The 16,328-nt window shown below is 50.3% G+C and carries 22 protein-coding genes and 1 riboswitch; of the genes, 21 read left to right on the plus strand and 1 reads right to left on the minus strand.

The window, feature by feature from the left end; all coding sequences use genetic code 11:
* The first annotated feature begins 38 nt into the window (after positions 1-38).
* From nirD to skT53_RS18955, 3 genes are all read left to right on the plus strand, one after another.
* A complete protein-coding gene (nirD, locus tag skT53_RS00880; protein WP_200760816.1) occupies positions 39-350 on the plus strand; it encodes a nitrite reductase small subunit NirD in 312 nt (103 codons plus the stop codon).
* A gap of 28 nt (positions 351-378) precedes the next feature.
* A complete protein-coding gene (locus skT53_RS00885; RefSeq protein ID WP_200759343.1) occupies positions 379-1,386 on the plus strand; it encodes an anthranilate phosphoribosyltransferase in 1,008 nt (335 codons plus the stop codon).
* 94 nt (positions 1,387-1,480) lie between these two features.
* Positions 1,481-1,888: a MerR family transcriptional regulator gene (locus tag skT53_RS18955; RefSeq protein ID WP_318978578.1), complete on the plus strand. Its 408-nt coding sequence runs from the start codon at positions 1,481-1,483 to the stop codon at positions 1,886-1,888.
* A 74-nt stretch (positions 1,889-1,962) separates the two neighbouring features.
* Here the strand turns inward: skT53_RS18955 and skT53_RS00895 are convergent, their stop codons facing one another.
* The gene (locus skT53_RS00895; protein WP_200759344.1) at positions 1,963-2,106 is read right to left on the minus strand and encodes a hypothetical protein; all 144 of its coding nucleotides are present in this window, start codon (positions 2,104-2,106) and stop codon (positions 1,963-1,965) included.
* A gap of 225 nt (positions 2,107-2,331) precedes the next feature.
* Positions 2,332-2,485, plus strand: a riboswitch (guanidine-I (ykkC/yxkD leader).
* A 78-nt stretch (positions 2,486-2,563) separates the two neighbouring features.
* Here skT53_RS00895 and skT53_RS00900 point away from each other — a divergent pair.
* From skT53_RS00900 to skT53_RS00980, 18 genes are all read left to right on the plus strand, one after another.
* On the plus strand, positions 2,564-3,598 hold the full coding sequence (locus skT53_RS00900) for an ABC transporter substrate-binding protein (protein ID WP_226375298.1): 1,035 nt from the start codon (positions 2,564-2,566) through the stop codon (positions 3,596-3,598).
* A gap of 69 nt (positions 3,599-3,667) precedes the next feature.
* Entirely contained in the window at positions 3,668-4,468 is an 801-nt protein-coding gene (locus tag skT53_RS00905; RefSeq protein WP_200759345.1) for an ABC transporter permease, read from the plus strand.
* On the plus strand, positions 4,468-5,262 hold the full coding sequence (locus skT53_RS00910) for an ABC transporter ATP-binding protein (protein WP_200760819.1): 795 nt from the start codon (positions 4,468-4,470) through the stop codon (positions 5,260-5,262). The genes skT53_RS00905 and skT53_RS00910 overlap by 1 nt, the downstream gene beginning before the upstream one ends.
* A 44-nt stretch (positions 5,263-5,306) precedes the next feature.
* Positions 5,307-6,458, plus strand: coding sequence for an agmatinase family protein (locus tag skT53_RS00915; protein WP_200759346.1), 1,152 nt, complete (start codon positions 5,307-5,309; stop codon positions 6,456-6,458).
* 17 nt (positions 6,459-6,475) lie between these two features.
* Positions 6,476-7,123, plus strand: coding sequence for an energy-coupling factor ABC transporter permease (locus skT53_RS00920; RefSeq protein WP_200759347.1), 648 nt, complete (start codon positions 6,476-6,478; stop codon positions 7,121-7,123).
* Entirely contained in the window at positions 7,120-7,410 is a 291-nt protein-coding gene (locus skT53_RS00925) for a PDGLE domain-containing protein (RefSeq protein WP_200759348.1), read from the plus strand. The genes skT53_RS00920 and skT53_RS00925 overlap by 4 nt, the downstream gene beginning before the upstream one ends.
* A 3-nt stretch (positions 7,411-7,413) precedes the next feature.
* A complete protein-coding gene (cbiQ, locus tag skT53_RS00930; RefSeq protein ID WP_200759349.1) occupies positions 7,414-8,202 on the plus strand; it encodes a cobalt ECF transporter T component CbiQ in 789 nt (262 codons plus the stop codon).
* Entirely contained in the window at positions 8,132-8,974 is an 843-nt protein-coding gene (locus skT53_RS00935; protein ID WP_200759350.1) for an ATP-binding cassette domain-containing protein, read from the plus strand. Before cbiQ ends, skT53_RS00935 begins: the two co-directional genes overlap by 71 nt.
* Before the next feature lie 18 nt (positions 8,975-8,992).
* Positions 8,993-9,322 carry an urease subunit gamma gene (locus skT53_RS00940; RefSeq protein WP_200759351.1) on the plus strand — a complete coding sequence of 110 codons (330 nt, stop codon included), beginning with the start codon at positions 8,993-8,995 and terminating at the stop codon, positions 9,320-9,322.
* 51 nt (positions 9,323-9,373) lie between these two features.
* Positions 9,374-11,431 carry an urease subunit alpha gene (gene ureC / locus skT53_RS00945; RefSeq protein ID WP_200759352.1) on the plus strand — a complete coding sequence of 686 codons (2,058 nt, stop codon included), beginning with the start codon at positions 9,374-9,376 and terminating at the stop codon, positions 11,429-11,431.
* Between the two features lie 35 nt (positions 11,432-11,466).
* Positions 11,467-12,186 carry an urease accessory protein UreF gene (locus tag skT53_RS00950; RefSeq protein ID WP_200759353.1) on the plus strand — a complete coding sequence of 240 codons (720 nt, stop codon included), beginning with the start codon at positions 11,467-11,469 and terminating at the stop codon, positions 12,184-12,186.
* Between the two features lie 39 nt (positions 12,187-12,225).
* Positions 12,226-12,903, plus strand: coding sequence for an urease accessory protein UreG (gene ureG, locus skT53_RS00955; RefSeq protein ID WP_200759354.1), 678 nt, complete (start codon positions 12,226-12,228; stop codon positions 12,901-12,903).
* Positions 12,904-12,905: 2 nt separating this feature from the next.
* On the plus strand, positions 12,906-13,715 hold the full coding sequence (locus skT53_RS00960; protein ID WP_200759355.1) for an urease accessory protein UreD: 810 nt from the start codon (positions 12,906-12,908) through the stop codon (positions 13,713-13,715).
* 234 nt (positions 13,716-13,949) lie between these two features.
* The gene (locus skT53_RS00965) at positions 13,950-14,486 is read left to right on the plus strand and encodes an alpha/beta fold hydrolase (RefSeq protein ID WP_200759356.1); all 537 of its coding nucleotides are present in this window, start codon (positions 13,950-13,952) and stop codon (positions 14,484-14,486) included.
* Positions 14,425-14,793, plus strand: a complete 369-nt coding sequence (locus tag skT53_RS00970; protein WP_226375477.1) for a VOC family protein — start codon at positions 14,425-14,427, stop codon at positions 14,791-14,793. Before skT53_RS00965 ends, skT53_RS00970 begins: the two co-directional genes overlap by 62 nt.
* Before the next feature lie 223 nt (positions 14,794-15,016).
* Positions 15,017-15,487 carry an aromatic ring-hydroxylating oxygenase subunit alpha gene (locus tag skT53_RS18340; protein ID WP_264175989.1) on the plus strand — a complete coding sequence of 157 codons (471 nt, stop codon included), beginning with the start codon at positions 15,017-15,019 and terminating at the stop codon, positions 15,485-15,487.
* Entirely contained in the window at positions 15,484-15,897 is a 414-nt protein-coding gene (locus skT53_RS18345) for an SRPBCC family protein (protein ID WP_226375299.1), read from the plus strand. The genes skT53_RS18340 and skT53_RS18345 overlap by 4 nt, the downstream gene beginning before the upstream one ends.
* An 11-nt stretch (positions 15,898-15,908) precedes the next feature.
* Positions 15,909-16,280 carry an aromatic-ring-hydroxylating dioxygenase subunit beta gene (locus skT53_RS00980; protein WP_200759358.1) on the plus strand — a complete coding sequence of 124 codons (372 nt, stop codon included), beginning with the start codon at positions 15,909-15,911 and terminating at the stop codon, positions 16,278-16,280.
* Positions 16,281-16,328 lie beyond the last annotated feature (48 nt).

The raw sequence follows: 16,328 nt of genomic DNA on the forward strand, positions 1-16,328 counted from the left end.
ACTATGAGAACCGGAACGGAGGGATCCGCATGAACAGTATGCAAAAAACGATGGTGGAAATCGGAAATATCCATGACCTGCCTTTGCAGACGGGGCGAGTAGTCAAAGTCAACGGAAGAGAGATTGCTGTTTTTCGCATATCCAGCGGAGATGTGCGGGCGGTGGAAAATCGCTGTCCGCATAAAAACGGCCCGTTGGCAGAGGGAATTGTGGCAGGTGAGTATGTGTTCTGCCCTTTGCATGATCGGAAAATCAATTTGAACGATGGCAACGTGCAGGCTCCTGATAGCGGATGCGTCACAACGTACCGGGTAGACGTAACGGATGAGAAGGTGTATATCAGTATATAGAGTGATTTTGGATCAAGGAGCGAATACGATGCAGCAGTTCATCCGGGAAGTGGGACGCGGCAAAAAAGGAGCGCAAGACCTCTCATACGAGCAGGCGAGACAGGCGGCGCAATTGATTTTTGACGGGGAGGCATCTGATGCGCAGATCGGCGCCTTTCTGATTGCGGAACGTGTAAAAAGTGAAACAACCGAGGAGCATCTCGCGTTTGTCGAGGAGGCCAGACAGCGCACAAACAAAATTTTGCACCGGAAATCGGGAGTCTTGGATTGCGCGGGCGCTTATGATGGAAGAGGCAAGTCATTTGCGGCCACGATTCCGGTTGCGGCCGTACTGGCTGCTGCGGGGCAGCCGGTGGTGCTGCACGGCAGCCACTCGCTGCCGCCCAAATATGGGGTCAGTTTGTTGGAAATCTTACAGGAACTGCATGTTTCGGTTGAACGGGAACCGGCACGTTTGGCCGAGGTGTTGGAGCAGCACGGACTGATTTTTGCGGAAACCGAATTGCTTTGTGAGCCGCTTCGGGCGCTTCGCCAGATCCGTAAAGATCTGGGGGTTCGTACGTTGTTGAACTATACAGAGAAATTCCTGAATGTGGCAGACGCGGACTATCTGGTTGCCGGTGTTTTCCATACGAGCGCGTTGGATAAAGCGGCCGAATTGACTTTGCGGCTCGGCTACCGAAAAGCAATGATCGTGCAGGGAATTGACGGCTCCGAAGACATTCCGACCAACCGCCCGTCCGCCTTCTTGATCATCGAGAATGGAAAATCGGAAAAACAGCTGATTGATCCCAAACAATATGGAGTTGACGAACCGTATGAAGTAGCCAGGTTAACAGCGACCGAACAGGCGCAGCTGATTACCTCCGTTCTGCAGGGGGAAGCCTCGTTTCGTAATATGGTTCTATTGAACAGCGGGCTCCGATTGTGGTTTACGGGTCAATCCGAATCAATGGAAGCGGGGATTGAACAAGCCAAACAATTGTTGGATACGGGGAAAGCATGGGAACAGTTCCAGCAATGGAGGTCTTTCTAGAACCCGGCGGATGAACTGAGTCACTTGCCGGATCTTTTCGTTTACTGTACGGACGAGGTGCCGATCCCAATGGAATAAAGGGGGAGAGGAAAATATGGTGGATCCGGTGCCGCGCGATATGGCTGTGCTGACGATTGGAATCGTGAAACAATTGACCGGTTTTTCGTTGAGACAAATCCGGTATTACGAAGATTTAGACTTGATTGCTCCTTATCGGACACAAGGGGATCAGCGGCTCTATTCGATCAATGATGTAGCGAGACTGTTGCATATCAAGGATTTGGTAGATCAAGAGTATCCTATGTGGCAGATCAAACAGGTGTTGAAGCCGCCTTCTATGCCGGAAGAACCCAAAATCCGTCCGACGCCGTCCGAGCAGGAATTGGACGATGGACAGCTTTTGCGTGACATTCGCGGCAGCCTGCAAACCAGGAGGAACCCTACGTCTCCCAGCATGATTGAAGGACAGCTGTCACAGTTTTTTCGGCAAAAAAGACGATAAAAACGGCCAGGTGAATACGCTTGGCAAACAAAAAACCGGGAAGCGGACTAACGTCTGCTGTCCCGGTTTTGCATTTACCTCCGCAAATATTTCATCCTCCAGTCTTCGTAGGGGTCGGGAGACGGCGACCAGTCGCGGCGCAAATCATTTTCCATCACGGCCACCATTCGTGTGAGCCCTTCTGTAAATTGAGCAATTAAACCTTTCATGATTCGCATAGTGTTCCGCCTCCTTGAAAAATTTCAATTTGATACCCCTATTTTACGAGGCAACAGGATGCGCAAGTAATTCTAAATGTCATCATTTATGACATTGACTCCCTATGGAAAATATAACTAAAGAAAAAAATGAAAAACAAATCGGTTTTTATGTAATGTTTCCTAACACAAATGATTGATGAGCCTGTTTCTGAGTTGGTAAGATACAGACAGAACAAATAAATACAAAGTGTTTTCTAGGGTTCCGCTCAACCGGCCCGACTTTAAGCAATCTTCCACCCCCTTATTTAGCTGAAGTCGCCGGTTGAGGTCAGGTCCGAGAGAAGACAGCTTTTGCGCCGAAGCAAAAGTGACACGGAGGGAAAAAAGCCCGGGAGAGTCAAGCGAGGTGATAGGCGAGATTCTCCCTTTTTTATTTCCAAAAAACAACTGGAGGCAGGAGGGGGTTTTATTGAAAATGAAAAGCAATTCAATGAAAAAATGGTTTGCGTGCCTGATAAGTTTGTTTTTGGTTGCGGGAGCCGTGGTCGGTTGCTCATCCGGTTCGCAATCGTCGTCCAGTCCGCAAAACACAGGCAGCCAGGAAAAAATTAAAATCGGCTTAAGTCCTTGGCCGGGCTGGTTTGTTTGGTATCTGGTGAAGGAAAAAGGGTTCTTTGAAAAACATGGTGTGAACGCCGATTTGGTTTGGTTCCCTGTCTACAGCGATTCGTTGACCGCATTAAACACAGGGAAAATCGATGCGAACAGCCAGACCTTGATTGATACGTTGACTCCTGTCTCAAAAGGAATTCCGCTCAAGGCGGTTCTCGTCAATGACAATTCAAACGGTGGTGACGGGGTGGTCGTGAAACCCGATATTACCTCTCTACAGCAGTTAAAAGGCAAGAAGATTGCAACGGAATTGGGTACGGTCGACCATTTTCTGATGCTGACCGGTTTGGATAAAGCGGGATTGAAAGAGTCGGATGTACAGTATACGAACATGACGGTAAACGACGCGGGGCCGGCGTTTATTTCAGGCAATCTGGATGCGGCGGTTCTCTGGGAGCCGTTTTTAAGCAAGGCGGTGCAGGAGGGAAAAGGCAAGCTGTTGTTCTCGTCGGCTGACACGCCCGGGCTGATTCCGGATCTCCTGGTTTTCCGGGAAGAAGTGGCGAAAAACAAGCCGGAAGAAGTGCAAAAAGTTATTGCCGCCTGGTTTGATGCGCTCGAGTATTGGAAAGAGCACCCGGATGAATCGATGGCCATCATGGCGAAAGCGGCTGAAACCCCTGTTGATGAATATAAGAAGTCGGTCGAGGGAGTCAAGATTTTCTCGCTCGAGGATAATCGGAATGCTTTTAAAGAGGCGGACAATATGACATCGCTGCTATTTACGGGCAAGAAAACAGGCGAATTTTTGAAACGGGTTGGTTTTATCGACAATATTCCTGACGTCAGCAAAATTATAGACGGTCAGTTTATCCAAAAGGCGTCAGCCAATAAGTGATGAGATAACGGCGCATCTGCAAGCGGGATGGAAGTATATAGGTCTTTCAACGGCAGGGGGGGGTGAGCAATGAAGAAGCGATACGGTTGGTTAAAAATTCGCGGTGAAATCAATCGGCCTGCGTACTTGTCCGGTGTGATTGGGACCTTTTTGCTGGGGCTTGTCGTCTGGAGCGTGTTGAGCTACGGCCATCTGGTGGAGCAAACTTTTTTGCCGACACCGACAAAAGTGATTCAAACGCTATCCCAGCAGATACAATCGTCCGCTTTCTGGCAACACGTTGGGATCAGTGTGTATCGGGTCACAATGGGATTTCTGCTTGCGTGTGTAATCGGTATTCCGCTGGGTATTCTGGCGGGCACCTTCCGGATGATGGAATCGGTGGTGGTCCCGGCCACCGAATTTGTCCGGTATATGCCGGCAACCGCTTTTGTTCCTTTAATCATGGTTTGGGCAGGAATTGGAGAAACGGCTAAAATACTCGTCATTTTTGTGGGAAGTTTCTTCCAATTGGTGCTAATGGTAGCCGATAATACCCGTTCGGTTTCGGATGATCTGTTACAGGCGTCCTACACGCTGGGGGCTACCCGCTGGCAAGTGATCCGACGCGTGTTGTTGCCCGCTCTGATGCCCAATTTGCTGAATACCTTGCGATTGATTATGGGGTGGGCTTGGACCTATCTGGTTGTTGCCGAGTTGGTGGCGGCGAATAACGGCCTCGGATTTGCCATTATGAAAGCGCAGCGGTTTCTGAACACGGATGTGATCTTTGTTGGGATTTTCACAATTGGACTGTTGGGGCTGCTGACAGACCGCCTGTTCGCTTACATGAACAAACGCCTGTTTCCATGGGCGGAAGGAGTGAAATGATGTTAAATCTGGCGGAACATTATGCGATTGATCCGGTCATAGGCAAGCCTAAAATCGAGGTTCGCAACGTCAGCAAGGAGTATAGGAGAAAAAACAGTATTTTTCGAGCTTTGGATCATGTTTCGATTACGGTGTACGAAAATGAATTCGTATCATTGGTAGGCCCGTCCGGTTGTGGAAAATCCACGCTGCTGCGGATTCTGGGGGGGCTGGAGGAAGCTGTATCCGGAGAGGTGACAGTGTCCGGACGCTTGATCGAAGGGCCGGGGGCGGACCGCGGGATGGTGTTTCAATCCTATACTCTGTTTCCCTGGCTGACAGTGAGAGAAAATATTGAGTTTGGCCTCTCGTTGAAAAAGATGAAGAAAAGACAACGAAACGAAATTTCCGATCGGTATCTGGAATTGGTTTCCCTGACCCCGTTTGCCGACCGTTATCCAAAGGAACTTTCGGGCGGCATGAAACAGCGTGTGGCGATTGCCCGTGCTCTTGCCAATTCACCGGAAGTCCTGTTGATGGATGAACCGTTTGCCGCGCTTGATGCGCAAACGAAAAGCGATATGCAGGAACTGCTGCTGGAAATCTGGGAGAAGGAGAAAACAACCGTCGTGTTTATCACGCATGACATTGAAGAAGCGATTTTTCTTTCACAGCGGATTTACGTTATGCAGCCGGGCCGGATCGAACAGGAGATTGCGGTTCCTAAAGACTTGAGCCGTCAAAAACAGATCCGTGATTCCGAATCGTTTATCCGTTTGAAACGGGACATTATTGCGAGGCTGCATAAAAAATAAAGGCCAAAGACGGCCGAACCTACGATCAAAGGAGATGGATGGAAATGGGTTTCTTTGACAACCATGGACTGGGATATAAAAACCGGCAGGGGGCGGAAAGTTTCCGGCGTGAGGATTTGATGGGCATTCAGGCGGCATTTGAGGAAGAAAAAATCCCAACTGTCAAAAGCGAGGAAGAAATTCGCCGGTCGCTCGAATTCGGGTTGGAAGCGGCCGACAGCATAGAGGACCGCACCATCTCCTGCTTCAGCAGGGGCGAGTTGCCTCATTATGCAGGAATCAACACATTTATGAAAGTTCCCTTTTTGGAAGATGTACGTCAAGTCGGTAACTTTGACGTGGCGTTCATGGGAGTGCCGTTTGACATCGGGACCACTTATCGGGCGGGAACCCGCTTTGGTCCGCAGGCGATTCGCCGTATTTCCTCGTTATATACCCCCTATAACTACGAATTGGGTGTCGATTTACGGGAATCGCTGAACATGTGCGATGTAGGCGACGTGTTTACAATCGGTAACATTGAAAAAAGTTTTGACCAAATTACGAAGGCGGTGTCTCACGTATTCGGGAGCGGTGCCATGCCCATTATTTTTGGCGGCGACCATGCGATCGGCTATCCGTGTGTGCGCGGCATTGCGGAGAATGTGGAAGGCAACGTCGGCATCATACATTTGGACCGCCATGCGGACATACAGGAAAAAGACATGGACGAACGGATGCACACCACTCCTTGGTTTCATGCGACCAACATTCCGAATGCCCCTGCCGTTAACCTGGTGCAGGTGGGAATCGGCGGCTGGCAGGTGCCGCGTCCGGGCGTGAAAGTAGCACGTGAACGCGGCACGACGATTTTGACAGTGGGTGATGTGGAAAGCATGGGGATTGAAAAAGCGGCTGAGATCGCTCTGGAAATTGCCTGGAAAGGGGCGAAAGCGGTCTATCTGAGCTTTGATATCGATTCGGTTGACTGCGGTTTTGTACCGGGAACCGGTTGGCCGGAACCGGGCGGATTCCTGCCACGGGAAGCGCTGAAATTCCTCCAGCTAGTTGCGAAAGAAGGAATTTGCGCAATGGAAGTAGTGGAAGTATCGCCGCCTTACGACATCAGCGATACGACCGCACTGTTGGCCGCCAGGGGAGCGCTCGACGTGTTGGCTACCATGGTCAAACACGGGAAAATCGGCAAGTCATTTTAATTGGGGGGGGAGCCACGATGCACATCCCGGATGGATTTCTTGACAGTAAAACGTGGTTGTCGCTAAGCGTCATTTCAGCTTCTGGGATCTCTTTGGCAATAAAAAAATCAAAGATTGGCCTGGATGAGTCAAAGGTTCCGATGATCGGGATCACAGCCGCTTTCCTGTTTGCCGCACAGATGGTGAACTTTCCTATTGGAGGAGCCACTTCCGGACATTTGAACGGTGCCTTTCTTGCCACCGTTCTGTTCGGACCATGGATTTCGATTCTCTTGATGACGACCGTCAATTTTATTCAGGCGATCTTTTTTCAGGATGGCGGCATCACGGCATTAGGTGCAAACATTTTTAATATGGGAATTGTAACCTCCCTGCTTGCCTTCGTTCTCTATCAGCCGATTCGCAGAATGAAAGATGGGTATCTGAAATTGACAAGCACCTTTCTGGCAGCCTGGGCGGTTGTCGTTATCTCCTCCGTATTTGTTGCGCTGGAACTGGCAGTTTCCGGTACAGTTCCACTCGCCCCCGCAATCAAGTCGATGGCGGGCTGGCACTCGATTATTGGAATCGGAGAAGGAATTGTTTCTACAATTCTTCTCCACTATCTGGCAGAAAGAAAAGTACCCTCCGCATTATCGTCTGAAGGTCAGGAGGGTGCGGCATGAAAAGAGTCCCCAAAAAACTGCTGATCGGCTTGTTGGGCTGCCTGCTGTTGGCGGGCATTGTTTCTCCGTTTGCATCGACAAGCCCTGATGGGTTGAAACGTACGGCGATCCAACTGGGGTTTTCCGACAAGGAAGCAGGAATGTCTTTTTCTTCTTTATTTTCCGGTTATCATGCTTCTTTTGTCAGTATGCCAGGCTTATCGACCAGTCTGGCAGGAATCATCGGAGTCGGTCTGACTCTCATCTGTTCTCTTACATGGTTTGGCTACTGGGCAAGGAGGCGGTAACCGATGTTTTGCGGCTGTTTATTTGATGCAGCGAGCGGGGAAGCGAAACGGAGAGTGATCGAAAGTGACCGGTTGCGTGTAGCTTTCGTACTGGCACTGCTTGTGACTGCGGTTACGTTGCGGAGCCCAATCGGATTGCTGGGCGTTTTGATCGTTTTGGCCGGCTTGATTTCCCGATCAGGTATCCGTTGGTCTTATGTAATGAGGCGGACGTTTCTTATTCTTCCGTTTGGGCTGCTGACCGTTTTGTCTTTGCCGTTCGTTTTATCGGGTCCTTCGGTGGACCTGTTTGGGATGGTGACGGTCAGCCTGGAGGGGATGCGCAAGTCGGCATTACTGGTGCAAAAGTTGTGGGCAGCGAATTGGTGCATCACATTTTTGCTGGGAACGACACCGCAAGACCGTTTGTTTCGGACGTTAAAAGCAATGGGCATGCCTCCTGTGCTTGTCGTGATGATGAGTTTCACTCTCCGCTATCTGTCCGTTTTGGCGGAAGAAGTAGATAGCATGATCTTATCCCAGAAAGCAAGAGGATTTTCATTCCGTATTTTTGATTCCTGGAGCAACTACAAAAGAGCGGGGCAGCTGCTGGGAGTATTGCTGATCCGCTCGATGCAGCGGAGTATCCGGGTACACCAGGCGATGATCGCAAGAGGATATACGCTCGCGGAAGATCGGAAGAAACTTGCGGTGAAGGCAGAAGAACAAGGGGGAATGGAGTATGCGGGTACCGGCCATCGAAGCGGAAAATCTCAATTTTTGCTATCCGGACAAAACAAAAGCTCTGCATGATCTGTCTTTTTCCCTGCCTGTCGGGTCGAAAGCGGCGATTCTGGGGCCGAACGGCGCCGGCAAATCGACACTCCTGCAGCATCTTAACGGGTTGGTGATGGCGAGCGAAGGGGTAGTCCGTATTTTCGGCGAACCGGTTACCCGCAATAATATGAACCAGATTCGTAGAAAAGTAGGGTTGCTGTTTCAGGATCCGGATGATCAGGTGTTCTCGGCGACCGTATGGGAAGATGTGACGTTCGGACCCCGAAATCTGGGGCTGCCGCAGGAAGAAATCGAACGACGCTGTGAAACGGCATTGGCGGCGGTGGGAATGCGGGAATTCAAACAAAAAGCCCCTTATCACCTGAGTTACGGACAGAAAAAACGGGTGGCGATTGCCGGGGTTTTGGCCATGCAGCCGGACATCATTCTGATGGATGAGCCAATGGCCTATCTGGACCCACGGGGAAAAGATGAAGTGGCTTCTCTCTTGCAAGGACTGCACTTGATGGGGAAAACCATATTGATTGCCACACATGATGTCGATTTTGCAGCCGCTTGGGCCGATCAGGTCATGTTGATGAAAGAGGGAAAAATGTTGGCTCGCGGCGGCACCGAATTGCTGGTGGAGAAACGTTGGATTCAAGAGGCCAATCTCCATTTGCCCAAAGTCGCCAGACCGTTTGTAATGGTTCCGGCGCTGCCGATTGACCGGCTGCCCCGCAGCGATCAAGAAGCCGCCCGATTGTTATGGCGGCTTTTCAATCGGAATGAGGTGCAGAATTCATAAAGCAAGAGGGGGATACAAATGCATCTGACAGAACGGGAAAAAGAAAAACTGTTGATTGTGCTTGCCGCTGATTTGGCGCGGCGGAGGCAGCAACGGGGATTGAAGCTGAACTATCCGGAAGCGATGGCGATTCTGACATATGAAATCCTGGAAGGGGCGCGCGATGGAAAATCGGTGACCGAATTAATGGAATGGGGGGCTACTGTTCTGACGGAAGCGGACGTGATGGAAGGGGTTGCTTCTTTGATTGAGGAAGTGCAGGTAGAAGCCACGTTTCTTGACGGAACGAAACTGGTCACCGTGCATCAGCCGATTCGGCCGGTTATCTCCAGCGTCAACAGTGAGTAAGACGCGCTCCATAAGTCACCTGATCGTTTCAGAAAAGGAGGCAACCGAACAATGAAACCGGGCGAGTATATGAGTAAAGACGAACCGATTTTGATTAATGCCGGGAGAAAAACGGTGACTCTCACAGTGATGAATTGTGGGGATCGACCGGTTCAGGTCGGCTCTCATTTTCATTTTCATGAAGTGAACAAAGAGTTGGAATTTGACCGGGAGAAAGCGAAAGGAATGCGGTTAAACATTCCTGCCGGAACAGCGGTTCGGTTTGAACCTGGGGAACAGAAATCGGTTGTTTTGGTAGCTATCGCAGGACGGCAGGAAGTTTACGGTCATAATGATCTTGTATCCGGGTCAGTAAAACAAGTGTTAGACCAGAATCCGGCATCTGCACAGGAAGGGCTACCGGTATCCCGTGAGGCATACATCGCCATGTTCGGTCCAACGACGGGAGACAAGGTTCGTTTGGCTGATACGGAACTTGTGATCGAAGTGGAAAAGGATTTCACAGTATATGGAGATGAATGCAAGTTTGGAGGAGGCAAAGTGCTGCGTGACGGAATGGGCCAATCCTCTCGGGCGACTCGTGCGGAAGGCGTGTTGGATCTGGTCATTACCAACGCGTTGATTCTGGATCATTGGGGGATTGTAAAAGCGGACATCGGGATAAAGGACGGATGCATCATTGGCATCGGAAAATCCGGGAATCCGGATATTATGAATGGCGTACATCCCGATTTGGTAATTGGCGCTTCAACGGAAGTGATCGCCGGGGAAGGCATGATCGTAACAGCCGGTGGAATTGATACGCATATCCATTTTATTTGCCCGCAGCAGATTGATACCGCCCTTTCCTCCGGCATCACCACAATGATTGGAGGGGGAACCGGCCCCGCTACGGGAACAAATGCAACTACCTGTACCCCTGGAGCTTGGAATATTCATCGCATGTTGGAAGCGGCTGAAGCATTTCCCATGAACCTTGGATTCCTGGGAAAAGGGAACGCTTCTGGAAGGGAGGCCCTGGAGGAACAAATTCAGGCAGGCGCAATCGGTTTGAAATTGCATGAAGATTGGGGAACAACTCCGGCAGCTATCGATACCTGTCTGTCAGTCGCCGATCAGTATGACGTCCAAGTGGCTATTCATACGGATACTTTAAATGAAGCGGGCTTTGTTGAAGATACAATCAAGGCGATAGCCGGTCGAACCATCCATACGTATCACACGGAAGGGGCCGGAGGGGGACATGCGCCTGACATCATTCGTTTGGCCGGCGAAACCAACGTAATTCCATCGTCCACCAATCCGACCCGCCCTTTCACAGTAAATACGATTGAGGAGCATCTGGACATGTTGATGGTATGCCATCATCTGGACAGCAGAATCCCGGAGGATGTGGCTTTTGCAGATTCCAGGATACGACCGGAGACTATAGCAGCGGAAGACGTCCTTCACGACCTCGGGGTTTTCAGCATCATCAGTTCGGATTCTCAGGCCATGGGCAGGGTGGGTGAAGTGATTCTCCGCACATGGCAGACAGCTGACAAAATGAAAAAGCAGAGAGGGGCACTTCCGGAAGAGCAGGGAGAGAACGACAATTTTCGGGCAAAACGGTATGTGGCCAAATACACGATTAATCCTGCCATCGCTCATGGAATTTCGGAATATGTGGGTTCCGTTGAGAAGGGAAAATGGGCGGATCTTGTCTTATGGAAACCGGCTTTCTTTGGAGTCAAACCGGAGTTGGTATTGAAAGGCGGTTTTATCGCCTATGCGGCAATGGGCGATCCGAATGCCTCTATCCCTACTCCACAGCCGGTTATGGGACGCCCCATGTTCGCTTCTTTCGGGTTGGCCGCCAAGAGCCGTTCCATAACTTTTGTGTCCACGTCGGCCTTTGAGGCAGCCGTACATGAACAGCTGGAACTCAAGAAGAAGGTGCTGCCCGTTAAAAATTGCCGCAATATCGGCAAAAAGGACATGATTCATAATCATGCAACGCCCCGAATCGAGGTGAATCCGGAAACCTACGAAGTAAAGGTGGATGGCAACCTGGTGACCTGTGAGCCGGCAGAGACAGTGCCGATGGCCCGTTTGTATTTTCTGTTTTAGGCTGTTTTAAAGGCTGTTTTATAGGAGGGATTGGGTTGAACGATCTGTTGGCCGTCATGCAATTGACCGATTCCGCTTTTCCGACAGGCGCTTTCACCCATTCATTCGGGCTTGAAACAGCCGTTCAAGAGGGGTGGGTGGCAAACGGCAACCAACTGACCGAATGGCTGGTAGCGTATATAAAGGGCAGTCTGATTCCGATGGAGGGGGCGGCGCTTGTCTGGGCGCGGCATTATGCGTCCAAACGGTTGCAGGATCGGTCGCGCAGCGTTAAACCGTTTGACGATCAGCTGCAAATGATCGATCAACGATTAACCGTTTCCCGTATGGCGAGAGAATCGCGGGAAGGGGCGATAAAAATCGGCCGTCGCTACTTACAAATCGCTCAGGAATTGTATCCGCTGGCCGGTTTGCAGGAATATGCACGCTGGATTGAGGAGAAAGTCTGTCATGGCAGTTCTCCGGTAGTACATGGATGGATTTGTTCCTTTCTTGGCGTATCGCCGCGCATAACAGCCGTCAGTTTTATCTACGGCGGGGTCAATAGCCTTATTCAAAACGCGATTCGTTTGATGCCAATCGGTCAGACGGAAGGGCAGAAAGTGCTGGCTCGTTTGCTGCCGGTTGTAGAGCAGGAAATAGATCGGCTGCTTGCCGATTTGCCGCAGCCAGATCAGATTTTTCAACGGACCATACGGCAGGAAATCGCATCGATGCGTCATGAGCAGCTGTATTCCCGTTTGTTTATGTCTTAAAATAGCCACTCGGCAGAGTGTTGTCAGGAGGAATCGGAGATGTGTCAAGGACATGGTCATCACCATCATGAGTGGTCACACCGCAGTTTTCAAGGAGGCAGACCGATGCGTGTCGGCATCGGCGGACCGGTAGGATCGGGCAAAACGGCACTGGTTGAAAGTTTATGCCGGGCCATGAAAGACACATACAGTCTGGCGGTCATTACAAACGACATCTTTACGAAAGAAGATGCAGAAATATTGTTGCGTACGGGTGTTTTGCCGGAGGAACGGATCATTGGGGTCGAAACGGGCGGCTGTCCGCACACCGCCATTCGTGAAGATGCGTCCATGAACTTTGCGGCCATCGAAGAATTGGAAAATCGGTTTGCCGATCTCGATATTCTTTTTATTGAAAGCGGCGGAGACAATTTGGCGGCCGCTTTCAGTCCAGAGTTGGTGGATCTGTTCATCTATATTATTGACGTGGCGCAGGGGGAAAAGATTCCCCGTAAAGGGGGGCCGGGCATTACCCGATCCGATTTGCTGGTGATTAACAAAATTGACTTGGCGCCTTTTGTGGGAGCCAGTTTGCAGGTCATGGAACAGGATTCCCGAAAGATGCGGGGCGGGAAACCGTTTGTATTCAGCAACCTGTTCGGAAATGTGGGAGTAGAGGAAATTGTCCGGTTCATCTTGCAAACGTACCACGAAGGTTCTGTGCGGGTGGCAACGTGAGAGTGAGCGGCAAATGGGCAGGAGAAGCTTGCATCCATCAGGGCAGAACCGTACTGACGAAATCGGCCCAGCAGGCTCCTTTAAAACTCGCCAAACCGTTTGCGGGTCCTGGCGGGAAACTGTTGGTATACTTGATGGATTCTTCACCCGGCCTGTTTAACGGGGATCGGCAAGACATTTTTTGCACATTGCAAGAAGGGTCCAACCTCTATTTGACCAACCAATCATCCTGTAAACTGCACCCCTCCCTGATTAGGGAAAGCAGCATTCAAACCCAATCCTTTTTTATAAAGCAAGGGTCTTTATTGGAATATTTTCCGGAACCGTTGGTTCCTTATCGGGGAGCCAACTATCAAGGGGAAACGGTGGTCTGCTTGGAATCGGGCGGGAAAGCGTTTATTGCTGACATCGTCACACCCGGCAGAGCGGGACGCGGCGAATTTTTCGAATACGAACGGCTGTCCAGCCGATTTTCCGTCTATTGGGATGAAAGGCTGACCGTTTGGGATTCGATTGTTTTAGAGCCGGAGGATCAGGAGTCCATGCGGATGTTTTTCGGGGAATACACACATTTGGGAACTTTATGGGTGCTTTCCGAGAGAGTTACGCAAGAACATGTCAGAATGCTGCAGGATATGTTGGTCAGTGATGGGGATTGCGTCTACGCCGGAGTAAGCTTGCTCTCCTGCAATGGACTGGTTGTCCGAATGCTTGGATATTCGGCGGACCGTTTGCAAGCAGTAATTGCGGACTGCTGCGATTTGATTTTTCCCGCATTAACAGATACCCCGTTCAACCGGATCCGAAAATAATGCAACCAAACAAACAGATTATGAATTATTTCCACGAGCAACGGGACAGGTGAATGTTTTAATAACCTGTCCTTTTCCAATCATCTGCCAGAGTCTATTCTTTTGACATTCCATAAATTTTTTTCGAAAAGTTTTGGTTTTTAAAAATGTTTGATTGGATTTCCTCCTCTTTACTTCGTAGAATCAAGATACAACGATAGATACTACAGACAATACTGAAAAGGAGAGTGAAGTATGGGGGAGCTGCAAGAAAAGTATCTGAACACTAACGGGATCGCCACACACTATTGGGAAATCGGTTCCGGAGAAGCAATGATCCTGTTGCACGGGGGTGGGGCCGGGGCGGATGCGTTTGGCAATTGGAGCCGGATCATGCCAAAATTTGCAGAAACAGGATTTCGGGTGATCGCGTTTGATGCTGTCGGATTCGGCAAGTCGAATAAACCGGATCCGCAGCGGTTCGAATACAACCTGAACGCACGGGTTGACCAGTTGATCAGTCTGATTCGATCTCTCGAACTGGACAACGTGACACTGATCGGCAATTCCATGGGAGGAGCGACTTCGCTGCGGGCCGCCAAGCAGCAGCCGGAACTGGTTCAAAGATTAATTCTGATGGGGACGGCAGGCCGTCTGAAACAGGCGCAAAAATCTGACCGAAACCATGAATTTCCGGGTTTCCGATTATATGGAAGATTCGTTTGCGTTTATGCGCTGTTTCCCGAATCCCTATCATCATTCGTTTGCACTCGGCAAATCCACTCGGGATAATCTCAACCATATTAACTTCATGGTGACGGACATCAATGATATTGGAATTGCCCGTAACAGGATGATTGACCACAACATTCCAATCGTGTTCGGACCAGGGAGGCACGCGCCTTCAGACAGTATTTTCCTGTATTTCCTGGATCCGGACGGACTTACCAATGAGTACAGTTTTGGCATGGAAGAATTCCCGGAACAGGATGCACGCAAGCCGCGCATGCTGGAAAAAAGTCTCGATATCCTTGACACATGGGGCGGTCGGACAGATCCGCGGTTTGGAACAACCGGCAAGATCGAAACGGTAAGTTAAAGCCGAAAATGCGTTTGGGGGCTGGTTCGATGAGTGCTGTAAATACGATACCTACAAACTGATTCAGGTTGACCAAGCGAAAGGCAAGTTCAAAGTATGGCGGAAATCGTTTGCGAATTCTGACATTCTGCAGCAAGAGAGGGAAATAATCTTTAACCGCTGCTGGCTGTTTCTCGGCCATGAAACGGAGCTGCGCCATCCGGGGGACTTCAAGACGCGTCGGGTGGGTGGTCGCAAACTGATTTTCAATCGGGACAGCGACGGAGGAATCCATGCATTTTTTAACAACTGTCCGCACCGCGGTGCGCTTGTTTCAAGGGAACGGGAAGGCAATTCGAAGATTTTCCAATGTTTCTATCATGCGTGGACATTCAACAATTGCGGTGAACTGATCGGTCAACCGGGATCCAAAGAGGGCGGTTATCCGAAAGAATTCAACTGTGACGGCGCCATGAATTTGAAACAAGTGCCACGTCGGGAAAACTACCGTGGGTTCATTTTCGTCAATTATGATTTGAACGCGATTTCTCTGGAAGAGTATCTGGGGAATGCGAAGGAATTTCTGGATCTGGTTGCCGACCAGTCGTCCATTGGTATGGAAGTGGTGGGAGGGAGTCAGCATTACAGCGTGCGGGCCAACTGGAAACTGCTGAGTGAAAACAGCAACTGGATGAGGTTCGCAAACAACTGGTGAAACGGTTCGGCGAGGAACGGGCTGCCCGCATCTGCGACAAAAACCGCAACCTTTTGATTTTCCCGAATCTGATCATCAACGATATTATGGCGATTACGATTCGCACGTTCGAACCGCTTGCACCCGATTACATGGAGGTTACCGGTTGGGCGTTGGCTCCCATGGAAGAGAATGAAGAGTTTCGAGGCAGGCGCTTGTCCAATTTTTTGGAATTTCTGGGGCCGGGCGGATTTGCCACACCGGATGATGTGGAAGCGTTGGAACTTTGTCAGGAAGGCTATGCAAACTGTGATGAACTACATTGGTATGATGTGTCAAAAGGCATGCTGCGTGTCGTCCCCCATGCGGATGACGAAGAACATATGCGCGCCTTCTGGCTGCAGTGGAACCGGTTGTTGACCGGCAGATAGGGGGAATGGAGATGACGTTTACGAGGGAGCAGGTGGAGGATTTCCTCTACCTTGAGGCAGATCTGATGGATCAGTGGAAACTGATAGAATGGTCCGAGTTGTTTGCCGAAAACGGACAGTATCTGGTACCGCCCATCGGCTATCCGGATGCGGATCCAAACAGCACCCTGTTCCTGATTGCGGACGACCGATTCCGTCTGATCGAGCAGGCCAAAAGGCTGATGAAACGGACTGCCCACGTGGAATATCCGCATTCAACCACTCGTCACATGATCAGCAATGTACGGATTGAAAAAATAACGGACGGTGTGGCCCAGGTGAAGTGTAACTTTGTGGCGTATCGGACAAAGCGGCAAGTGCTGGACGTTTGTCGGCCATACTAGGTACAAACTGCTGCAGACAGACGACAGCCAGATCAAGATTCTGGAAAA

It is taken from the genome of Effusibacillus dendaii (assembly GCF_015097055.1).
Classification (GTDB): domain Bacteria; phylum Bacillota; class Bacilli; order Tumebacillales; family Effusibacillaceae; genus Effusibacillus; species Effusibacillus dendaii.